Origin of the sequence: Rathayibacter sp. SW19 (assembly GCF_030866825.1) — a bacterium.
Taxonomy (GTDB): Bacteria; Actinomycetota; Actinomycetes; order Actinomycetales; family Microbacteriaceae; genus Rathayibacter_A; species Rathayibacter_A soli.
On record NZ_CP133020.1, the window covers coordinates 1472728 to 1487556 of the forward strand.

Below are 14829 nucleotides of genomic sequence, written 5' to 3' on the forward strand. Positions count from 1 at the left end.
TCATCGCCGTCCGTGAGACTGCGAGCCGGAGCCATCATGCTCGGGGTCGTTCGGATGAGGCGCCAGGGGTGTCACGGTGTCATGCCGCCAGACGCGCAAGGGCATCGAGGCGAGTACCTGCTCCAGCTCGTCCTCGTCGTCGGCGCTGAATAATCCCCAGGTGCGCCATTCGCCCGGCGCAAGCGGCGGTCGCCACAGTCGCAGCAAGTGTCCTTGGGCGGCCAGCTCTCTGGAACGCGCAGCCTCGCTCGCGCGGATCGCCGCGACGACGTCTTCGGTAGTGCCGTCGGGGACGGTCGTCACCATGTCGACTAAGAACTCCATGGCGCGTCCACATCGCTCTGTCCCGGGTTGATTTCCTCGAACCTGGCAGGGGTCTCGGGCCGGGCGGAGTCGTTGATCGACGTGTTCATGTGGTCGACAGACGCGACAGCCACGCCGACCAGTCGCCGTCTGGGTCGGTGGTTTGGCCGACCTCGATCAAATGGTTGTCAGGGTCACGGATGTAGCATCGGATCTCGAATTCATGCACCTTCGGCGGCGTCAGGAAGTGCGCTCCGCGGGCGCTCCATTCGGCGTAGACGGCGTAGATGTTCTCGACACGAATGTTGAGGAAGCTGCTGACACGGTCGGGGTCGGTCGGGGCCTCCAAAGTGACGGTGGGTTTGTCGTCCGTCGGGCCGCCGCCGACATTGATGATGATGAAGCTGTTGGCCAATGCGACGTAGGTCACCTCCCCGTCGAAGACCACTGTGCCGCCAAGAACGTCGGTGTAGAAATGTTTGGAGCGCTCGACGTCGTTTGACACGATGAAGTGGGCGAGCACGATACCTGTTTCGGATGGGGTGATATTGGCCATTCGGTGCCTCCTGAGTTGTGGGGCTGCTCACCCCGTTCGTGACGCGGTCGGAACCCGATCGTGCAAACCTAAAGAGTCCTCTTTACAGGCCGACCACCAACGGAAGAGTGGCGAGCTACCCTTTGACGTGTCCGCCGGCCTCCCATCCCTGCGCGACGACGCCCCCAAAACCAATACCCGTTGTAAATGCTGTGGATCACAAGACCGGGCTTGAGCACCGGCGCGTGCGGGATCATCGGATTGTGCTCAGGGTCCGTGTATTCCTGGATGTCCAGGTCCTTTTGAATGGTGGGACCGGGATCGGACAGGAAAGTCCACTGGGCGCCGACCGAGGCGCGAAATTCTTGCGTCGTGTGATGGTCATCCGTCGAGATCGTGACGATCCGGGTGTAGCCGACGGCGATTTTCGAATAGTTCGCGGCGAGCTCCAGATGCTGCTGGTGCTCCTTGGGGCAGTAGTGACCCCGCGCCAAGGTGAGGATCAACGGGTCGTCGCCCTGTAAGTCGCTCAGCGTCCGCAATGTGTTGGTGCGGTCTGGCAGGGTGTAGTCCGGAAAAGTACCGCCTGCCTTGATGTTTGATCGCATGAATCGCCTCAGCCGAGCACGGCGAAGAGCTTCCGATCTCCTCCACGCGCGGGTCGTTTCGTTTCCTCGATACCCGTTGTCGCGTCGTGGCAACGCAACGATCTTCTACCCTGCCACCCCCGGCGTCAACCGCGTTTCTCGTTGCGCAGCGCGCGCAGCTCGACCGCGGTCTACACTGATGCGGCAACACCGTTGCGGGTGCCGCTGACAGAGGGGACCGCTGATGTCACTGCCCAAAAGACATCCCAAGCACGAAGCCGGTCTGAAGCAAGGCGACGGTGCTGCTGTCGCGAGATATGAATACCTGCTTGCAATAGCCCAGCCGGACATGATCGATAAGATGCACGTTGAGGCCTTCGGCCGGTTGTCGAGTGAACAGTTGAGAGTGATCTTCACTCGTTTTGTTGAAAATGCGACGACCGTCGCAGACAGGCCGATCGACGCCGAGCCCACCACTCTTGCGCGATTTGCGACCGACGTCGAGGTTGCGCGACCCGGAAGTCTTCTTCGAATCCTCGGCCCGCAGGCGCGGGACGCAGAAGGCGAACGCACGCTGCTCGCGACGATCGCCGAGGTGATCGTCGCTTCTCCGCTCGCGGCAGTGCTATTTCCTTACCGCTACGGCAACAACTCCGGCCTCTCGTCTGAACTCCAAGAAGACGAGTTGGGGTATTAGGCACGAGGCTGCCCCACTGGACAGGATCGCGCGTTGGCACCGATGCGACTCGATCGGCCATGGTGGCCTATTTCTCATTGATTTCATGCCTCTGCGGTCGTAGGCTGTCGACCGCTTGGCGCGTATAGCTGCCCGTCGTCGTGGTGCGGCCCATTCGTGGCCGAGTTGACGTGGCGCAGGGGAAACCATTATGCAAAAAAGCGAGTATGACGTCGTCATCATCGGCGGCGGCGCGGTGGCGGAGAACGTTGCGGAGCGCGCAGTCCAGGGTGGGCTGACCGCGGTGCTGGTGGAGCATGAGCTGGTTGGCGGGGAGTGTTCGTTCTGGGCATGCATCCCCTCGAAAGCCCTGCTGCGGCCTGCGCAGGCGGTGCGGGAAGCGCGTGCGGTTGAGGGTGCGGCCGAGGCCGTCGCGGGCAGGATTGATGTCGGCGCCGTTCTGGGCCGGCGGGACCGTCTTGTGCACGACTGGTCCGATCAGAGCCAGGTCGATTGGGTCGACGGTGCCGGCATCGCGCTGGTGCGTGGCCACGGGGAGATCGTGGCGCCCAAGCAGGTGAAGGTCACCGCGGCCGACGGATCCGTGTTGGTGTTGACGGCTCGCACGGCAGTCGTTGTTTCGACGGGCTCTGACCCGGTCATTCCCGACACCCCGGGGCTGCGTGACAGCGCTCCGTGGACCAGCCGTGACGCGACCAGCGTCAAGACCGTGCCCGAGAGCCTTGCGATCGTCGGGGGTGGAGTGGTCGGTGCCGAGATGGCGACCGCGTACGCCGGGTTCGGCTGTGCAGTCACGCTGATTTCCCGTGGCGGTTTGCTGGCGAACATGGAGCCGTTCGCGGGCGAGATGGTGGTTGATTCGTTGCGTGCGCTGGGCGTCACGGTGCTGCTCGACACAGCAATCTCGACGATCGGCCGGACCGCAGACGGTGTCAAGATCGAGATCTCACCGGGCGACCCGATCGTCGCAAAGGAAATCCTGGTTGCAACCGGCCGCAAACCGCGCACTGAACATATCGGGCTTGACAACGTCGGGCTGACTCCTGGCGACTGGCTGCCGACGGACGACACGATGCGTCTGCCCGGCTTCGACTGGCTCTATGCCGTCGGTGATGTGACTCATCGTGTGCTTCTGACTCATCAGGGAAAATATCAGGCGCGGATCGCTGGTGACGTGATCGCCGCCCGGGCGAATGGCGAGGTCGTGGATGATCAGCCGTGGGGTGCCCACGTCGCGACCGCCGACCACGAGGCGGTTCCGCAGGTCACCTTCACGGAGCCGGAAATCGCATCCGTTGGTCTCACCGCCGCGGCGGCGAAAGCCGCTGGATACACGGTCAGCGTCGCGGACTACGAGATCGGCTGGGTCGCAGGCGCGGTTGTTCGGGCGGACGACTACAAGGGCAAGGCGAGGATGGTTGTCGACGACGACCGCCAGATCATCCTGGGAGTAACGCTCGCCGGCCCGGATGTCGGCGATCTCCTGCACGCCGCGACCACCGCCATCGTCGGACGGGTTCCTATCCAGCGGCTGTGGCACGCAGTTCCTTCATACCCGACGGTGAGCGAGATCTGGCTTCGTCTGCTTGAAACCTACCGACTGAACACAAGAAAAGTGAGCGAGAAGCCGACATGACCGCGTCAATGACGCTCGAAGTCTCGGAGATCAAGACGCGCCTGCCGGGCCGATAATCACCGCATCCCACCAGCCGCCTCCGACTCGCCCAGCACCGCGGCACGCGCATCAGCCGCGTCAGTTTCGACCGCCAGCTGCGCTGCCCACAACTCTGCGCGCGTTTGAAACGGTGAAAGGTCGCGGCCCAGCAGACGTTCGATCGTGCCGATGCGTGCGCGCACCGTGTGTCGATGCACGCCGAGTTCCCGTGCGGCAGCCTCATACTCGCCATTGTGCGAGAGCCAGGATCGCAGTGTCGCCATCAGCTCGCTCTGCTTGACCTGATCGTGGCCCAGTAGCGGCGCGAGCACCTGCAGCCCGACCTCGCGTGCCTGCGAACCGTCGAGAAGGGCCAGCATCCCTCGCGCAGCGACGTCGGCGAAGTCGGTGACGGCGTCGCCGACGCGTGCACGGTCGAGAGCGTGGTCGGCCTGGGCGAGCGCGCGGCTCAGCTCCGCCCATGGTTGCGGCTCAGAAACGCCGATGCGTAGGCCAAGCTCGTCCGCGAGTTCAGCCACGAGTGCCGGCGAGTCTGCGCTGACGCACAGCACCATTCGCGGGCCGTCCATCGCAAAGAACAACCGTCCGCTGGCATCCGCTGCGCGCAGTTCAAGTTGTTCCGCGATGGCCTCCATCTGCTCGACGGGCAGATCCGCGACAGCTGCGATCACCGGCTCGAACGGCAGCGCCCCCCACATCTCCCGCGAGATATTTTCAGCCAATTCAATCTCACCGTTGGCCAAGAGCCGCAGCAGGCCCGTGCGCAGGTGGGCGCGCGCACGGTCGAGCGTGTGATTCTGCTCCAGAGCGAGCCCTGCAAGGGCGACGACGCTCGTAACAACCTGCTGACCGGCCTCATCCAGGCCGGCCGATCCGCCGACCGACCCGCCGAACACCAGGATGCCGCGCAGCCGACCGCGCGCTCCGAGCGTCTGCAGGGTCAGCGTTTCCGCTCCGACCGACACGGTAGCGCTCGCCCGTTGCCCGCGACGCAGCAGGCGAACAGCCTCGGCGCGCACCGCCACGATCGTGCCGGCTTCGACCGTGCCGGCTTCGATCGTGCCGGCTTCGATCGTGCCGGCTTCGATCGTGCCGGCCTCGATCGTGCCCTGGTCGACGAGGTGGGTAGGCGGAACTGCGCTGTGCGGGAACATGCGGTCGAGCGTTCCTGCCGCGTCGAACAGTGCCACCCAATGGTCCAGTTGCCGGGACAGTTCGCTCAGAGTTGCGGAGAGCCCATCCGGGCGCGTCGCTGCCACCGAGATCGCCCGCTGGGCGCGCAAAGCCCATGTGCTTCGCGCGTAGGCATCTTGCGCCGCGATGTCGGCCGCCAGGCGTGCGACCGCGATGAACGGCGTGCGATACGGAACTTCGAACAACGGCAAGCCCTGCTGTCGGCATGCGTCGATGAGCGATTGCGGCATCCCCGCGCGCACCACATCGGCGCCGAAGCCGAGGCCGACAATTCCGTGCGTGATCAGGCGCGATACGTAGTCGTCGACGCTTCGCTGTGCCGACGTCGAATCGTCGTCAGCCGGGAACTGTGTCCCTGTCGTCAGCAGCACCTGGCCTGGCGACAGAAACGGTGTCGGATCGGGCAGGTCTGAGCTGTGAACCCAGGACACCGGCAGCCCGAGGATTCCTGTCGGCAACTGCGCTTCCGGCGTCAGCAGGCGCAGGCCGAGCGCTGGGTCCCCCAGCAAGCGGCGCACGGTGGCGGGCATCGGTTTCCTCCGAAACTGGCGTCTGTACAGGAAGGCCAAAGCTGCGATTAATCTTGTACAGAGTGTATAGCGTCAGAGTGACTTCGGCCTGCTTACCATTACGCATCGGCATCGGCGCGGATTCAGCGCGGTGCGTCCCGCTTTCTCACCGTTGGAGCAGCAATGACACTCGTCGCAGAAACCTCCGAGCGACTCGTAGGGGGCCCAGGCCTCCCGCAGCGCCGCAACATCGTCACCGCGATCCCCGGGCCGAAGTCCACCGCATGGCTGGCCCGCAAAGCAGAGGCCGTCGCATCCGGAGTCGGTCACACCATCCCGGTATTCGCCGCCGCGGCCGGTGGCGGAGTGCTCGTCGACATCGACGGCAACTCGTTCATCGACCTCGGCTCTGGCATCGCCGTCACCGGCGTCGGCAACAGCGACGCCCGCGTCGTCGAAGCCGTGCGCGCCCAGGTCGAACAGTTCACCCACACGTGCTTCACCATCACCCCCTACGACTCCTATGTGCAGGTCGCGGAGGCCCTGAACCGGCTCACCCCCGGCGACCACGCCAAGCGCAGCGCCCTGTTCAACTCCGGCGCGGAAGCCGTCGAGAACGCGGTCAAGATCGCGCGGCACTACACCGGTCGCCAGGCGGTCGTCGCATTCGACCACGCCTACCACGGGCGCACAAACCTCACGATGGCACTGACCGCGAAGAACCAGCCGTATAAGAACGGCTTCGGCCCGTTCGCCCCCGAGATTTATCGGGCGCCGATGTCCTACCCGTTGCGCGACGGAGGCCTCGACGGCGTCACCGCCGCACGCCGCGCGATCACGATGATCGAGAAGCAGGTCGGCGCTAGCAATCTCGCGGCGCTGATCATCGAACCGATTCAGGGCGAGGGCGGGTTTGTGGTGCCCGCCGACGGGTTCCTGCCGACGCTGCTGACCTGGGCGCGCGCCAACGGTGTTGTCTTCATCGCCGACGAGGTGCAGACCGGGTTCGGCCGCACCGGCGACATGTTCGCGTGCAATCACGAGGGCATCGTTCCAGACCTCGTCGTCACGGCGAAGGGCATCGCGGGCGGCCTGCCGTTGTCTGCGGTCACCGGCCGATCCGAGATCATGGACGCGCCGCAGTCCGGCGGCCTCGGTGGCACCTATGCGGGAAGCCCGCTGGCCTGCGCGGCAGCGCTCGCCGCCATCACCGCCTACGAAGAGGACGATCTGCTTGCCCGCGCGAGCCACATCGGCGAGGTCATCGCGCAGCATTTCGGCGCGGTCAAGCAGACGGATGCCCGCATCGGCGACCTGCGCGGCCGCGGCGCCATGATGGCGATCGAACTCGTCGACCCGGCCACGGGCGAACCGGATGCCGCGCTCACCTCGCGCGTCGCAACCGCAGCCCATCAAGCGGGCGTGATCGTGCTCACCTGTGGAACCTTCGGCAACGTCATCCGCTTCCTGCCGCCGTTCACCATCTCGGATGAACTGCTTCGCGAAGGCCTGCAGGTCGTGTCTGATGCGCTGGCTGCCGCATGACGCTCATCGAGGAGACACCCAGCGCGACGATCGAAACGCGAGGGGCGGCGACTGTCGGCGCCGCGGCATCCGGGCTTGCGGCATCCGGGCTTGCGGCATCCGCCCGGGTGGCCCCCTCGCCGGTGGCCACCCCGCTTGTGGACGCGCACGCTCAGCTCGCCGAAGCGGTCCGCTTGCTCGGCTATGACGAGGGATTGCACTCGATGCTGGCCACTCCGCGTCGCGAACTCACCGTGAGTGTTCCTTTGCGGCGCGACAACGGCGCGAGTGAGCTGCTGATGGGCTATCGCGTGCAGCACAACTTCTCGCGCGGGCCGGCGAAGGGCGGGCTGCGCTATGCGCCGAACGTTTCGCTCGACGAGGTTCGCGCGTTGGCGATGTGGATGACCTGGAAATGTGCCCTCGTCGACTTGCCGTACGGCGGTGCAAAAGGCGGCGTCGCCATCGACCCGCGGCAGTTCTCGATGGCAGAACTGGAGCGAGTGACTCGCCGCTACACGAGCGAGATCATGCCGATCATCGGGCCGGAGCGCGACATCCCCGCACCCGATGTCGGCACCAACGAGCAGACCATGGCCTGGATGATGGACACCTATTCCGTCAATAAGGGCTACACCGTGCCCGCCGTGGTCACCGGCAAGCCGATCAGCCTGGGCGGTTCCCGAGGTCGCGCCAGCGCGACCTCGCGTGGGGTGACGCACATTGCGCTCGCCGCGCTCGCGCATCGTGGGATGAAGCCGGGTGCCACCTCTGCGGCCGTGCAGGGGTTTGGCAAGGTGGGGCGCGATGCCGCTCTGTTCTTGGCGGAAGCCGGCGTGCGGATCGTCGCGATCAGCGATCAATACGGGGCAGTGAGACGCGACAGCGGCCTCGACGTGCCTGCCCTGGCAGCGTTTGTGGCCGAGACGGGATCGGTCGTCGGATTTCCGGGAGCAGGCGCTTTGCCGGGTGAGGACCTGCTGGAGCTCGACATCGATCTTCTCGTGCCGGCCGCCGTCGAGGGCGTTCTGCACGAAGGCAACGCGGGGCGGGTAAAGGCGAAGGTGATCGTCGAGGGCGCGAACGGCCCCACGTCGCCGAGTGCAGATCGCATCTTTGCCGAGAACGGCCAGCTGGTCGTACCCGACATTCTTGCCAATGCCGGCGGAGTGATCGTGTCGTATTTCGAGTGGGTGCAGGCGAATCAGGCCTATTGGTGGAACGCCAGCGAGGTTGAAAGCAAGCTCGAGAACAAGCTTGTCGGCGCATGGGACGAGGTACTGGCATACGCTGGCAGAAGACGGCTCTCATTGCGCGCCGCCGCGACCTGCTTGGCCGTCGAGCGCGTGGCGGAAGCACACAAACTGCGCGGACTGTACCCGTGAACAGGCAGTTGCCTGCTCGGCGCACAACGGCGGCAACGCGCGCAACAGCCGGAACGCCTGCAACGGCCGGAACGCCTGCAACGGCGGCAACGGTCGCATCAGACGCAACAGAAGCAACGACGAGGGAGTAATCATCATGGCAGTTACCGAGCAAGAGCTGCTCGCCCGGGTTCCAGACCGCTTGTTCATCGGCGGTGAATGGGTGGCGGGCTCGGCTCCCACGCCGATCCAGGTGCACGATCCGGCGACCGGCGCCGTGATCAAGACGATCGCGAATGCGAACCCGGCCGACGGCATCCGCGCGCTGGATGCCGCGGTGGCCGCAGCGGAATCCTGGGCAGCCACCCCGCCGCGCGCACGTGGTGAACTGTTGCGCCGTGCATTCGACCTGCTGCAGGAGCGTCGCGAAGACTTCGCCCTGTTGATGACGTTGGAGATGGGCAAGCCGCTCGCGGAATCCAATGGAGAAGTCACCTATGGTGGCGAGTTCCTGCGCTGGTTCAGCGAAGAGGCCGTGCGCATCACCGGGCGCTACGGCATCAATCCGGAGGGCACCGGGCGGATGATCGTGTCGCAGCACCCGGTCGGGCCGTGCTATCTGATCACGCCGTGGAACTTTCCGCTCGCGATGGCCACCCGCAAGATCGCACCGGCGCTCGCCGCAGGCTGCACGGTCGTTGTCAAGCCGGCTGAACTGACGCCGTTGACAACGCTTTATTTCGCGAAGCTGCTCGAGGATGTCGGGCTGCCGGCCGGTGTGGTCAACGTGCTGACGACCTCTACGTCGGGTGCGGTTTCTGAGCCGATCATTGCGGATCCGCGGTTGCGCAAGCTGTCGTTCACCGGGTCGACCCCGGTCGGCCGGGCGCTGATCAAGCAGGCCGCGCAGGGTGTGCTGCGCACCTCGATGGAGTTGGGCGGCAACGCGCCGTTCGTCGTGTTCGAGGACGCCGACCTGGACAAGGCCGTTGACGGGGCGATCGCGGCGAAGTTCCGCAACATCGGTCAAGCCTGCACGGCCGCCAACCGGTTCATCGTGCACGAGTCCGTCGCCGACGAGTTCGCCGCCCGGGTGACCGAGCGGGTGAAGAGCTTCGGCATCGGTCGCGGCACAGAGGCGAACGTGACGATCGGCCCGTTGATCGACGATCGCGCGGTAGCCAAGTCCGACGAGCTGGTCAAAGATGCGCTGTCCCGCGGTGCGTCACTTCTCAGCGGCGGCCACGCGATCGACGGTGCCGGAACGTTCTTCGAGCCGACCGTGATCGACAACGTGAAGCCGGGCAGCGCCATCCTGACCGAGGAGATCTTCGGCCCCGTGCTGTCGATCACCCGGTTCAGCGAGGAAGACGAGGCCGTCGACGCTGCGAACAACACCGAATATGGACTCATCGGCTACGTGTACACTCGCGACCTGGCGCGCGGTCAGCGGATGATCGAACGCCTGCAGACCGGCATGATGGGCTTGAACCTCGGCGTGATCTCCAACGCGGCAGCACCGTTCGGCGGGGTCAAACAGTCCGGGCTCGGTCGCGAGGGCGGCTTCGAAGGCATCCACGAGTACCTCTCGACCAAGTACACGCTGACGCCAGACCCCTTCGCCTAAGCGATCAGAGCCCCGGTCGCGAGCGGCGTGACGTCGCAGACCGCGTCGTCGGCTTTTACAAAACGACGGACTATTTCACAGACACGCCGACGCATGAGTTTCGCACACGGCCTGTCGCCGAAATAGTCCGTAGTTTTGTAAACGGCATGTGCGACCGGCGTGGGCTAGCCGTTGTTGCCGACCGTGCAGGTCTGCTCTGCGGCCGTCTGGCCGGTCACGTTGCTCGGCAGAGCAACTGCCGTTGAGGTCGGGGCGGGCGTTGCGGATGCTGCGGGTGCGGACGGCGAACTCGTCGCGGTGCTCGTCGGTGTGGTGCTCGCCGGTGCGGGCGTCGCGCTTGGGCTCAGTTGCGCCGCACGGCCGGGGATTCCCGTGAGCTGCAACGGTTGGTCTGCCTGAAGCGCCGTGTTCACGATTGCGGAGGAGGACGCATCCGGAATGACGCGGTTGGTGTCGGCGGGGTCGGCATCCGTTGGATATTGCAAAAAGACGATGTTGCCGAGCCCGATGTTCTTCAGGGCGAGCGCAATGCTCACCATGCTGGTCGGGCTGGTCAATGTGTCGGAGAGCACCATGTTCTGCGTGGCTGCCTTGGCCAGCGCATACAGAGTGACCGGGTTGCCGAGCACGCCTGCGCTGGCGATCTTGCGCACAAGTGCAGACAGGAAGACCTGTTGACTGCTGATGCGGCCGAGGTCGCTGCCGTCGCCCACGCCGTGTCTGCTGCGCAGGAACGAGAGCGCCATCGCGCCGACGAGTGTCTGTTGCCCGGCGGGGAGGTTCAGCTGGGGGTTCGTGTACGGGTCCGTCACCGGTGTGGCCAGGCACACCGTGACGCCGCCGACCGCATTGGACATCGCCGCGACGCCGTCGAAACTGATCTCGGCCGCGAACGGGATCGTCACGCCGGTGAGCTGTTCGACCGTCAGGACGGTGCAGGAGAGCCCGCCGACCGACAGGGTCGTATTGATCATGGCTTGGTCTTGCGGTGAAGACGAGCCGCCACCGGATTGCGGACAAGCCGGAATCGGCACCTCCATGTCGCGAGGAAAACTGATCACACTGGCACTCTGGTGATTCTGCGCGATGTGCAGCAGGATCGTCACGTCGTTGTTTCCGGCGCCAGAACTGCCGTTCAACTCGTCGGCACTGGAGAACGCACCGCCCTGACCGGTGCGGGTGTCCGTTCCAACCAGCAGGAGGTTGACGCCACCCTTGATCGCCGCGACGTTCGGGATCGGCTGCGCAGTGTGCCCGGGCAGGGTTGCCAGATGCACGCCGGGCTTGACGCTGCTGACGACATCCCAGGCGGCGTATGCGGTGATCGAACCAGCGCTGACCGCCAGAACGGCGAGCACAGCCACGGCGATCTTCGCGATGCCGACCAGCGGCGCCGATCGGCTCAATCTGCCATGACGCACGGGAATAGTTCCGCGCACCCGCGGGCGCCGCAGAGGATGATCGTTCATCGTCTCGCACCCTCCCAGTCGCAACGCAGAATTGGGCGCCCGTGCCTGAGGGCGACCGTCACAAAACGGTAAACCGGGGATCTGGGCACAATCCGCTCGCAAGCGTCTGTGGCCGCACACTGTCGCACGAACCGCGGATGCCGTTAGCTCCGCACCCACATTTGCCCGCGTGATTCCGGCGATTTCTGCCTGTTGTCGTCTCTGAGAGGATTCATACAAAATTCATCACTGGCAGTTGCGGTATAGCAGCGATCCGGGGCGGGCGGACGCGGGCGGCCGATGCTGGTCAGCGGATAGGCTGACGGCACGATGACAGCGAGATCCACGACCGCCGCGCCCCGGATCACGACCGTGCGCCTGCCCGAGCTCGCATCGGGCGATGTCCGCGACCTGGACTACGACGTCAGTGTCGATGCGGAGAGCTGTCGGGATGCCGATCTGGCAGGCCGCAACCTCGCCGGATCCACCTTCAGCGACTGCGAGTTCATCGACGTGACCCTTGACGATGCCGACCTGCGTGCCGCGCGATTCAACGACTGCCGGCTCACACGCATGAACGCACCCGTGCTGAAGGCGTCGCGGTCGAGTTGGCGCGGAGTCGAAGTCATTCAGTCGCGCGTCGGCTCCGGCGAGTTGTACGACTCTGGCCTGAACGCAGTGCTCTTCAGCCATTGCAAGATCGGCTACCTCAACCTGCGCGGGTCGACGCTCCGCGATGTGCTGTTCTCGGACTGCACAATCGATGAGCTCGACCTTGGCGGCGCGAAGGCGACGCGGGTCGCGTTCGCTGACTCGAGCATCCGGTTGCTGGATGCGACGCACGCGACGTTCGCCGATCTCGACGTGCGCGGGGCCGAGCTGCGCGGCATCCGGGGCATCGATAATCTGCGCGGTACGACGATGACCGAATATCAACTTGCGGAGCTGTCACCGTTGTTTGCGGCTCACCTGGGCATCACGATCGAATAGCTGCGCGCAGCCTGGCGACTACCCCTCCATGCGTCTGCTGTTTACAAAACGACGGACATTCTGGGCGACGCGCCAGTGGAAGGTACAGGCGCCCGGCGTGTCGCTGAAAAGGTCCGTCGTTTTGTCAACCGAAGGGTCGTGCTGGCGAATCTTGCCGGCGGCGCAGGGTCTTGCGGGTCATGCGGAGAAATCGCCTCGCGATTAGGCTGGAAGCATGAGCAACGATGCCGTGATTATCGATGTGGTGCGCACTCCAAGCGGGCGCGGCAAGCCCGGGGGAGCGCTGAACGGCGTGCACCCTGTCGATCTGCTCGCCGATCTGCTCGCCGAATTGGTGAGACGCAACGACGTGGACCCCGATCTGATCGACGATGTGATCGCCGGATGCGTCGGGCAGGCCGGCGAACAGTCGTTCAACGTCGCCCGGAATGCGGCGCTCGCCGCAGGCTTCCCCAAGCACGTGCCCGGCACCACGATCGACAGGCAGTGCGGTTCGAGCCAGCAGGCCGCGACGTTCGCCGCGCAGGAGATCACGACCGGCATGCACGACATCGTGATCGCCTGCGGTGTCGAGTCGATGAGCCGGCTGCCGATCGGCATCACGACGCTCGGCCGTGACCCGTACGGGGACCGACTCGCCGAACGTTACCCCGACGGGCTCGTGAACCAGGGCGTCTCGGCGGAGCTCATCGCGCACAAGTGGGGTTTCGACAGGGAGACTCTCGACGCCTTCTCCGCGGTCTCGCACCAGCGTGCGGCCCAGGCGTCGTCGCGCGGTGATTTTGCCCGGGAACTCGTGCCCGTCACCCGACCAGACGGCACCGTCGTCGACACCGACGAGACCGTGCGGCCGAGCACGACCGTCGAGGGCCTCGCCGGGCTTGCGCCCTCTTTTCGAACGGATGCGCTCGCCGAGCGGTTCCCCGAGCTCACCTGGCAGATCACCCCAGGCAACTCGTCGCCGCTGACCGATGGGGCATCCGCTGCACTGATCATGAGCGAGAAGCGGGCCGGCGAGCTCGGGCTGACGCCGCGTGCCCGGTTCCACGCGTTCACCGTAGTGGGCAGCGACCCGCTGTACATGCTGACCGGCGTTCTGCCCGCGACGGCGAAGATCCTCGAACGCACGGGCATGAGCATCGGCGACTTCGATGCATACGAGGTCAACGAAGCGTTCGCGCCGGTGCCGCTGGCTTGGCTGCACGATTTCGACGCTGATCCGGGCAGGCTCAACCCGGTCGGCGGCGCGATCGCTCTCGGGCATCCGCTCGGCGCGTCCGGAACCCGGCTGCTCGGCACCCTGCTGAACCAACTCGAGCGCACCGGCGGCCGCTGGGGGTTGCAGACGATGTGCGAGGGCGGCGGAATGGCCAACGCGACCGTCATCGAGCGGCTGTGACCGTGGCGGCTATTGTCGCGCGACTCTGATCGAACAACTCTGCACTGACCGACTAATACCACGGAGGTTGTCATATGCACATTGAGGAATGTTCCGCGATCGTCACGGGTGGGGCGTCCGGGCTCGGGTTCGCCACGGCGCGCACGCTGGCGGATGCAGGCGCATCCGTCGTCATCGTCGACCTGCCGGGTTCACCGGGGCAGGATGCCGCCGAGCAGCTCGGCGGTCGCGCCCTGTTCGCGGCCGCTGACGTCACCAACGAGCACCAGGTGCAGGCTGCCGTCAGAGAAGCATCGGACATGGCGCCGCTGCGGATCGTGGTCAACTGTGCAGGGATCGGCACCCCAGGCAAGGTGCTCGGCCGCGACGGCGTGCTTCCGCTGGCGGACTTCGAACGAGTGATCAGGATCAATCTGATCGGCACGTTCAATGTGATTCGGCTGGCGGCGGCCGCGATGGTTCAGACCGAACCGCTCGGGCGGCCGGACGTGCCGGGAGACGCCGAGCGCGGCGTGATTGTCAACACGGCATCGGTCGCGGCGTTCGACGGTCAGATCGGTCAACCCGCTTATGCGGCATCCAAGGGCGGCGTCGCCGCGATGACGCTGCCGATCGCCCGGGAGCTGGCACGCAGCCTGGTGCGGGTCGTCACGATCGCACCGGGCATCTTCGACACGCCGATGATGGCGGGCCTCCCGGAGGCGGCGCGGTTGTCGCTTGGCCAGCAGGTTCCGCATCCGTCTCGCCTGGGCAACCCTTCCGAATACGCGGCGCTGGTGCGGCACATCGTCGAGAACCCGATGCTGAACGGCGAGGTCATCCGACTCGACGGTGCGATCCGCATGCAGCCGAAGTAGCGCGGGTCTCGATACGCGTATTCGCTGCGCTCATGCGCTACTCGACCACCGAAGTTCGTCGGTCGAGCAGGCGTATCGCGACCGCCAACACGGGTCTCACTGCGGTGGCTCGCTACCCGA

13 protein-coding genes are annotated in these 14829 nt (G+C 65.5%); 8 read left to right on the forward strand and 5 right to left on the reverse strand.

The window, feature by feature from the left end; all coding sequences use genetic code 11:
- The 3 genes from QU604_RS06705 to QU604_RS06715 form a co-directional block, all read right to left on the reverse strand.
- Complete coding sequence (locus tag QU604_RS06705; RefSeq protein ID WP_308468030.1) at positions 1-324, reverse strand: muconolactone Delta-isomerase family protein; 324 nt, start codon at positions 322-324, stop codon at positions 1-3.
- An 85-nt stretch (positions 325-409) separates the two neighbouring features.
- A complete protein-coding gene (locus QU604_RS06710; protein WP_308468031.1) occupies positions 410-859 on the reverse strand; it encodes a VOC family protein in 450 nt (149 codons plus the stop codon).
- A gap of 68 nt (positions 860-927) precedes the next feature.
- Complete coding sequence (locus tag QU604_RS06715) at positions 928-1446, reverse strand: redoxin domain-containing protein (protein ID WP_308468032.1); 519 nt, start codon at positions 1444-1446, stop codon at positions 928-930.
- 328 nt (positions 1447-1774) lie between these two features.
- On the opposite strand from QU604_RS06715, the gene QU604_RS06720 reads away from it, so the two are divergent.
- Both QU604_RS06720 and QU604_RS06725 read left to right on the forward strand, forming a co-directional pair.
- Entirely contained in the window at positions 1775-2122 is a 348-nt protein-coding gene (locus QU604_RS06720; protein ID WP_308468033.1) for a hypothetical protein, read from the forward strand.
- A 190-nt stretch (positions 2123-2312) separates the two neighbouring features.
- A complete protein-coding gene (locus tag QU604_RS06725) occupies positions 2313-3758 on the forward strand; it encodes a dihydrolipoyl dehydrogenase family protein (protein WP_308468034.1) in 1446 nt (481 codons plus the stop codon).
- A gap of 56 nt (positions 3759-3814) precedes the next feature.
- Here QU604_RS06725 and QU604_RS06730 read toward each other — a convergent pair whose 3' ends face one another.
- Positions 3815-5521, reverse strand: coding sequence for a PucR family transcriptional regulator (locus QU604_RS06730; RefSeq protein ID WP_308468035.1), 1707 nt, complete (start codon positions 5519-5521; stop codon positions 3815-3817).
- A gap of 162 nt (positions 5522-5683) precedes the next feature.
- Between QU604_RS06730 and gabT the strand changes: the two genes are divergently transcribed.
- The 3 genes from gabT (at position 5684) to QU604_RS06745 (ending at position 10015) form a co-directional block, all read left to right on the forward strand.
- Complete coding sequence (gabT, locus tag QU604_RS06735; protein ID WP_308468036.1) at positions 5684-7045, forward strand: 4-aminobutyrate--2-oxoglutarate transaminase; 1362 nt, start codon at positions 5684-5686, stop codon at positions 7043-7045.
- Entirely contained in the window at positions 7042-8409 is a 1368-nt protein-coding gene (locus tag QU604_RS06740) for a Glu/Leu/Phe/Val family dehydrogenase (protein WP_308468037.1), read from the forward strand. Before gabT ends, QU604_RS06740 begins: the two co-directional genes overlap by 4 nt.
- 136 nt (positions 8410-8545) lie before the next feature.
- On the forward strand, positions 8546-10015 hold the full coding sequence (locus QU604_RS06745; RefSeq protein ID WP_308468038.1) for an NAD-dependent succinate-semialdehyde dehydrogenase: 1470 nt from the start codon (positions 8546-8548) through the stop codon (positions 10013-10015).
- A 164-nt stretch (positions 10016-10179) separates the two neighbouring features.
- Here the strand turns inward: QU604_RS06745 and QU604_RS06750 are convergent, their stop codons facing one another.
- Positions 10180-11484: an LCP family protein gene (locus QU604_RS06750; protein ID WP_308468039.1), complete on the reverse strand. Its 1305-nt coding sequence runs from the start codon at positions 11482-11484 to the stop codon at positions 10180-10182.
- 309 nt (positions 11485-11793) lie between these two features.
- Between QU604_RS06750 and QU604_RS06755 the strand changes: the two genes are divergently transcribed.
- The 3 genes from QU604_RS06755 (at position 11794) to QU604_RS06765 (ending at position 14709) form a co-directional block, all read left to right on the forward strand.
- On the forward strand, positions 11794-12453 hold the full coding sequence (locus QU604_RS06755; RefSeq protein WP_308468040.1) for a pentapeptide repeat-containing protein: 660 nt from the start codon (positions 11794-11796) through the stop codon (positions 12451-12453).
- A 214-nt stretch (positions 12454-12667) separates the two neighbouring features.
- Positions 12668-13852: a thiolase family protein gene (locus QU604_RS06760; RefSeq protein WP_308468041.1), complete on the forward strand. Its 1185-nt coding sequence runs from the start codon at positions 12668-12670 to the stop codon at positions 13850-13852.
- 74 nt (positions 13853-13926) lie between these two features.
- Positions 13927-14709 carry a 3-hydroxyacyl-CoA dehydrogenase gene (locus QU604_RS06765; protein ID WP_308468042.1) on the forward strand — a complete coding sequence of 261 codons (783 nt, stop codon included), beginning with the start codon at positions 13927-13929 and terminating at the stop codon, positions 14707-14709.
- Positions 14710-14829: the final 120 nt, after the last annotated feature.

Bases quoted from the DNA above. Each gene is read 5' to 3' on its own strand.
- QU604_RS06705 (WP_308468030.1), bottom strand. From the start codon at position 324: ATGGAGTTCTTAGTCGACATGGTGACGACCGTCCCCGACGGCACTACC.
- gabT (WP_308468036.1), top strand. From the start codon at position 5,684: ATGACACTCGTCGCAGAAACCTCCGAGCGACTCGTAGGGGGCCCAGGC.
- QU604_RS06765 (WP_308468042.1), top strand. From the start codon at position 13,927: ATGCACATTGAGGAATGTTCCGCGATCGTCACGGGTGGGGCGTCCGGG.
- QU604_RS06740 (WP_308468037.1), top strand. From the start codon at position 7,042: ATGACGCTCATCGAGGAGACACCCAGCGCGACGATCGAAACGCGAGGG.
- QU604_RS06750 (WP_308468039.1), bottom strand. From the start codon at position 11,484: ATGAACGATCATCCTCTGCGGCGCCCGCGGGTGCGCGGAACTATTCCC.
- QU604_RS06745 (WP_308468038.1), top strand. From the start codon at position 8,546: ATGGCAGTTACCGAGCAAGAGCTGCTCGCCCGGGTTCCAGACCGCTTG.
- QU604_RS06725 (WP_308468034.1), top strand. From the start codon at position 2,313: ATGCAAAAAAGCGAGTATGACGTCGTCATCATCGGCGGCGGCGCGGTG.
- QU604_RS06715 (WP_308468032.1), bottom strand. From the start codon at position 1,446: ATGCGATCAAACATCAAGGCAGGCGGTACTTTTCCGGACTACACCCTG.
- QU604_RS06710 (WP_308468031.1), bottom strand. From the start codon at position 859: ATGGCCAATATCACCCCATCCGAAACAGGTATCGTGCTCGCCCACTTC.
- QU604_RS06730 (WP_308468035.1), bottom strand. From the start codon at position 5,521: ATGCCCGCCACCGTGCGCCGCTTGCTGGGGGACCCAGCGCTCGGCCTG.
- QU604_RS06755 (WP_308468040.1), top strand. From the start codon at position 11,794: ATGACAGCGAGATCCACGACCGCCGCGCCCCGGATCACGACCGTGCGC.
- QU604_RS06720 (WP_308468033.1), top strand. From the start codon at position 1,775: ATGATCGATAAGATGCACGTTGAGGCCTTCGGCCGGTTGTCGAGTGAA.
- QU604_RS06760 (WP_308468041.1), top strand. From the start codon at position 12,668: ATGAGCAACGATGCCGTGATTATCGATGTGGTGCGCACTCCAAGCGGG.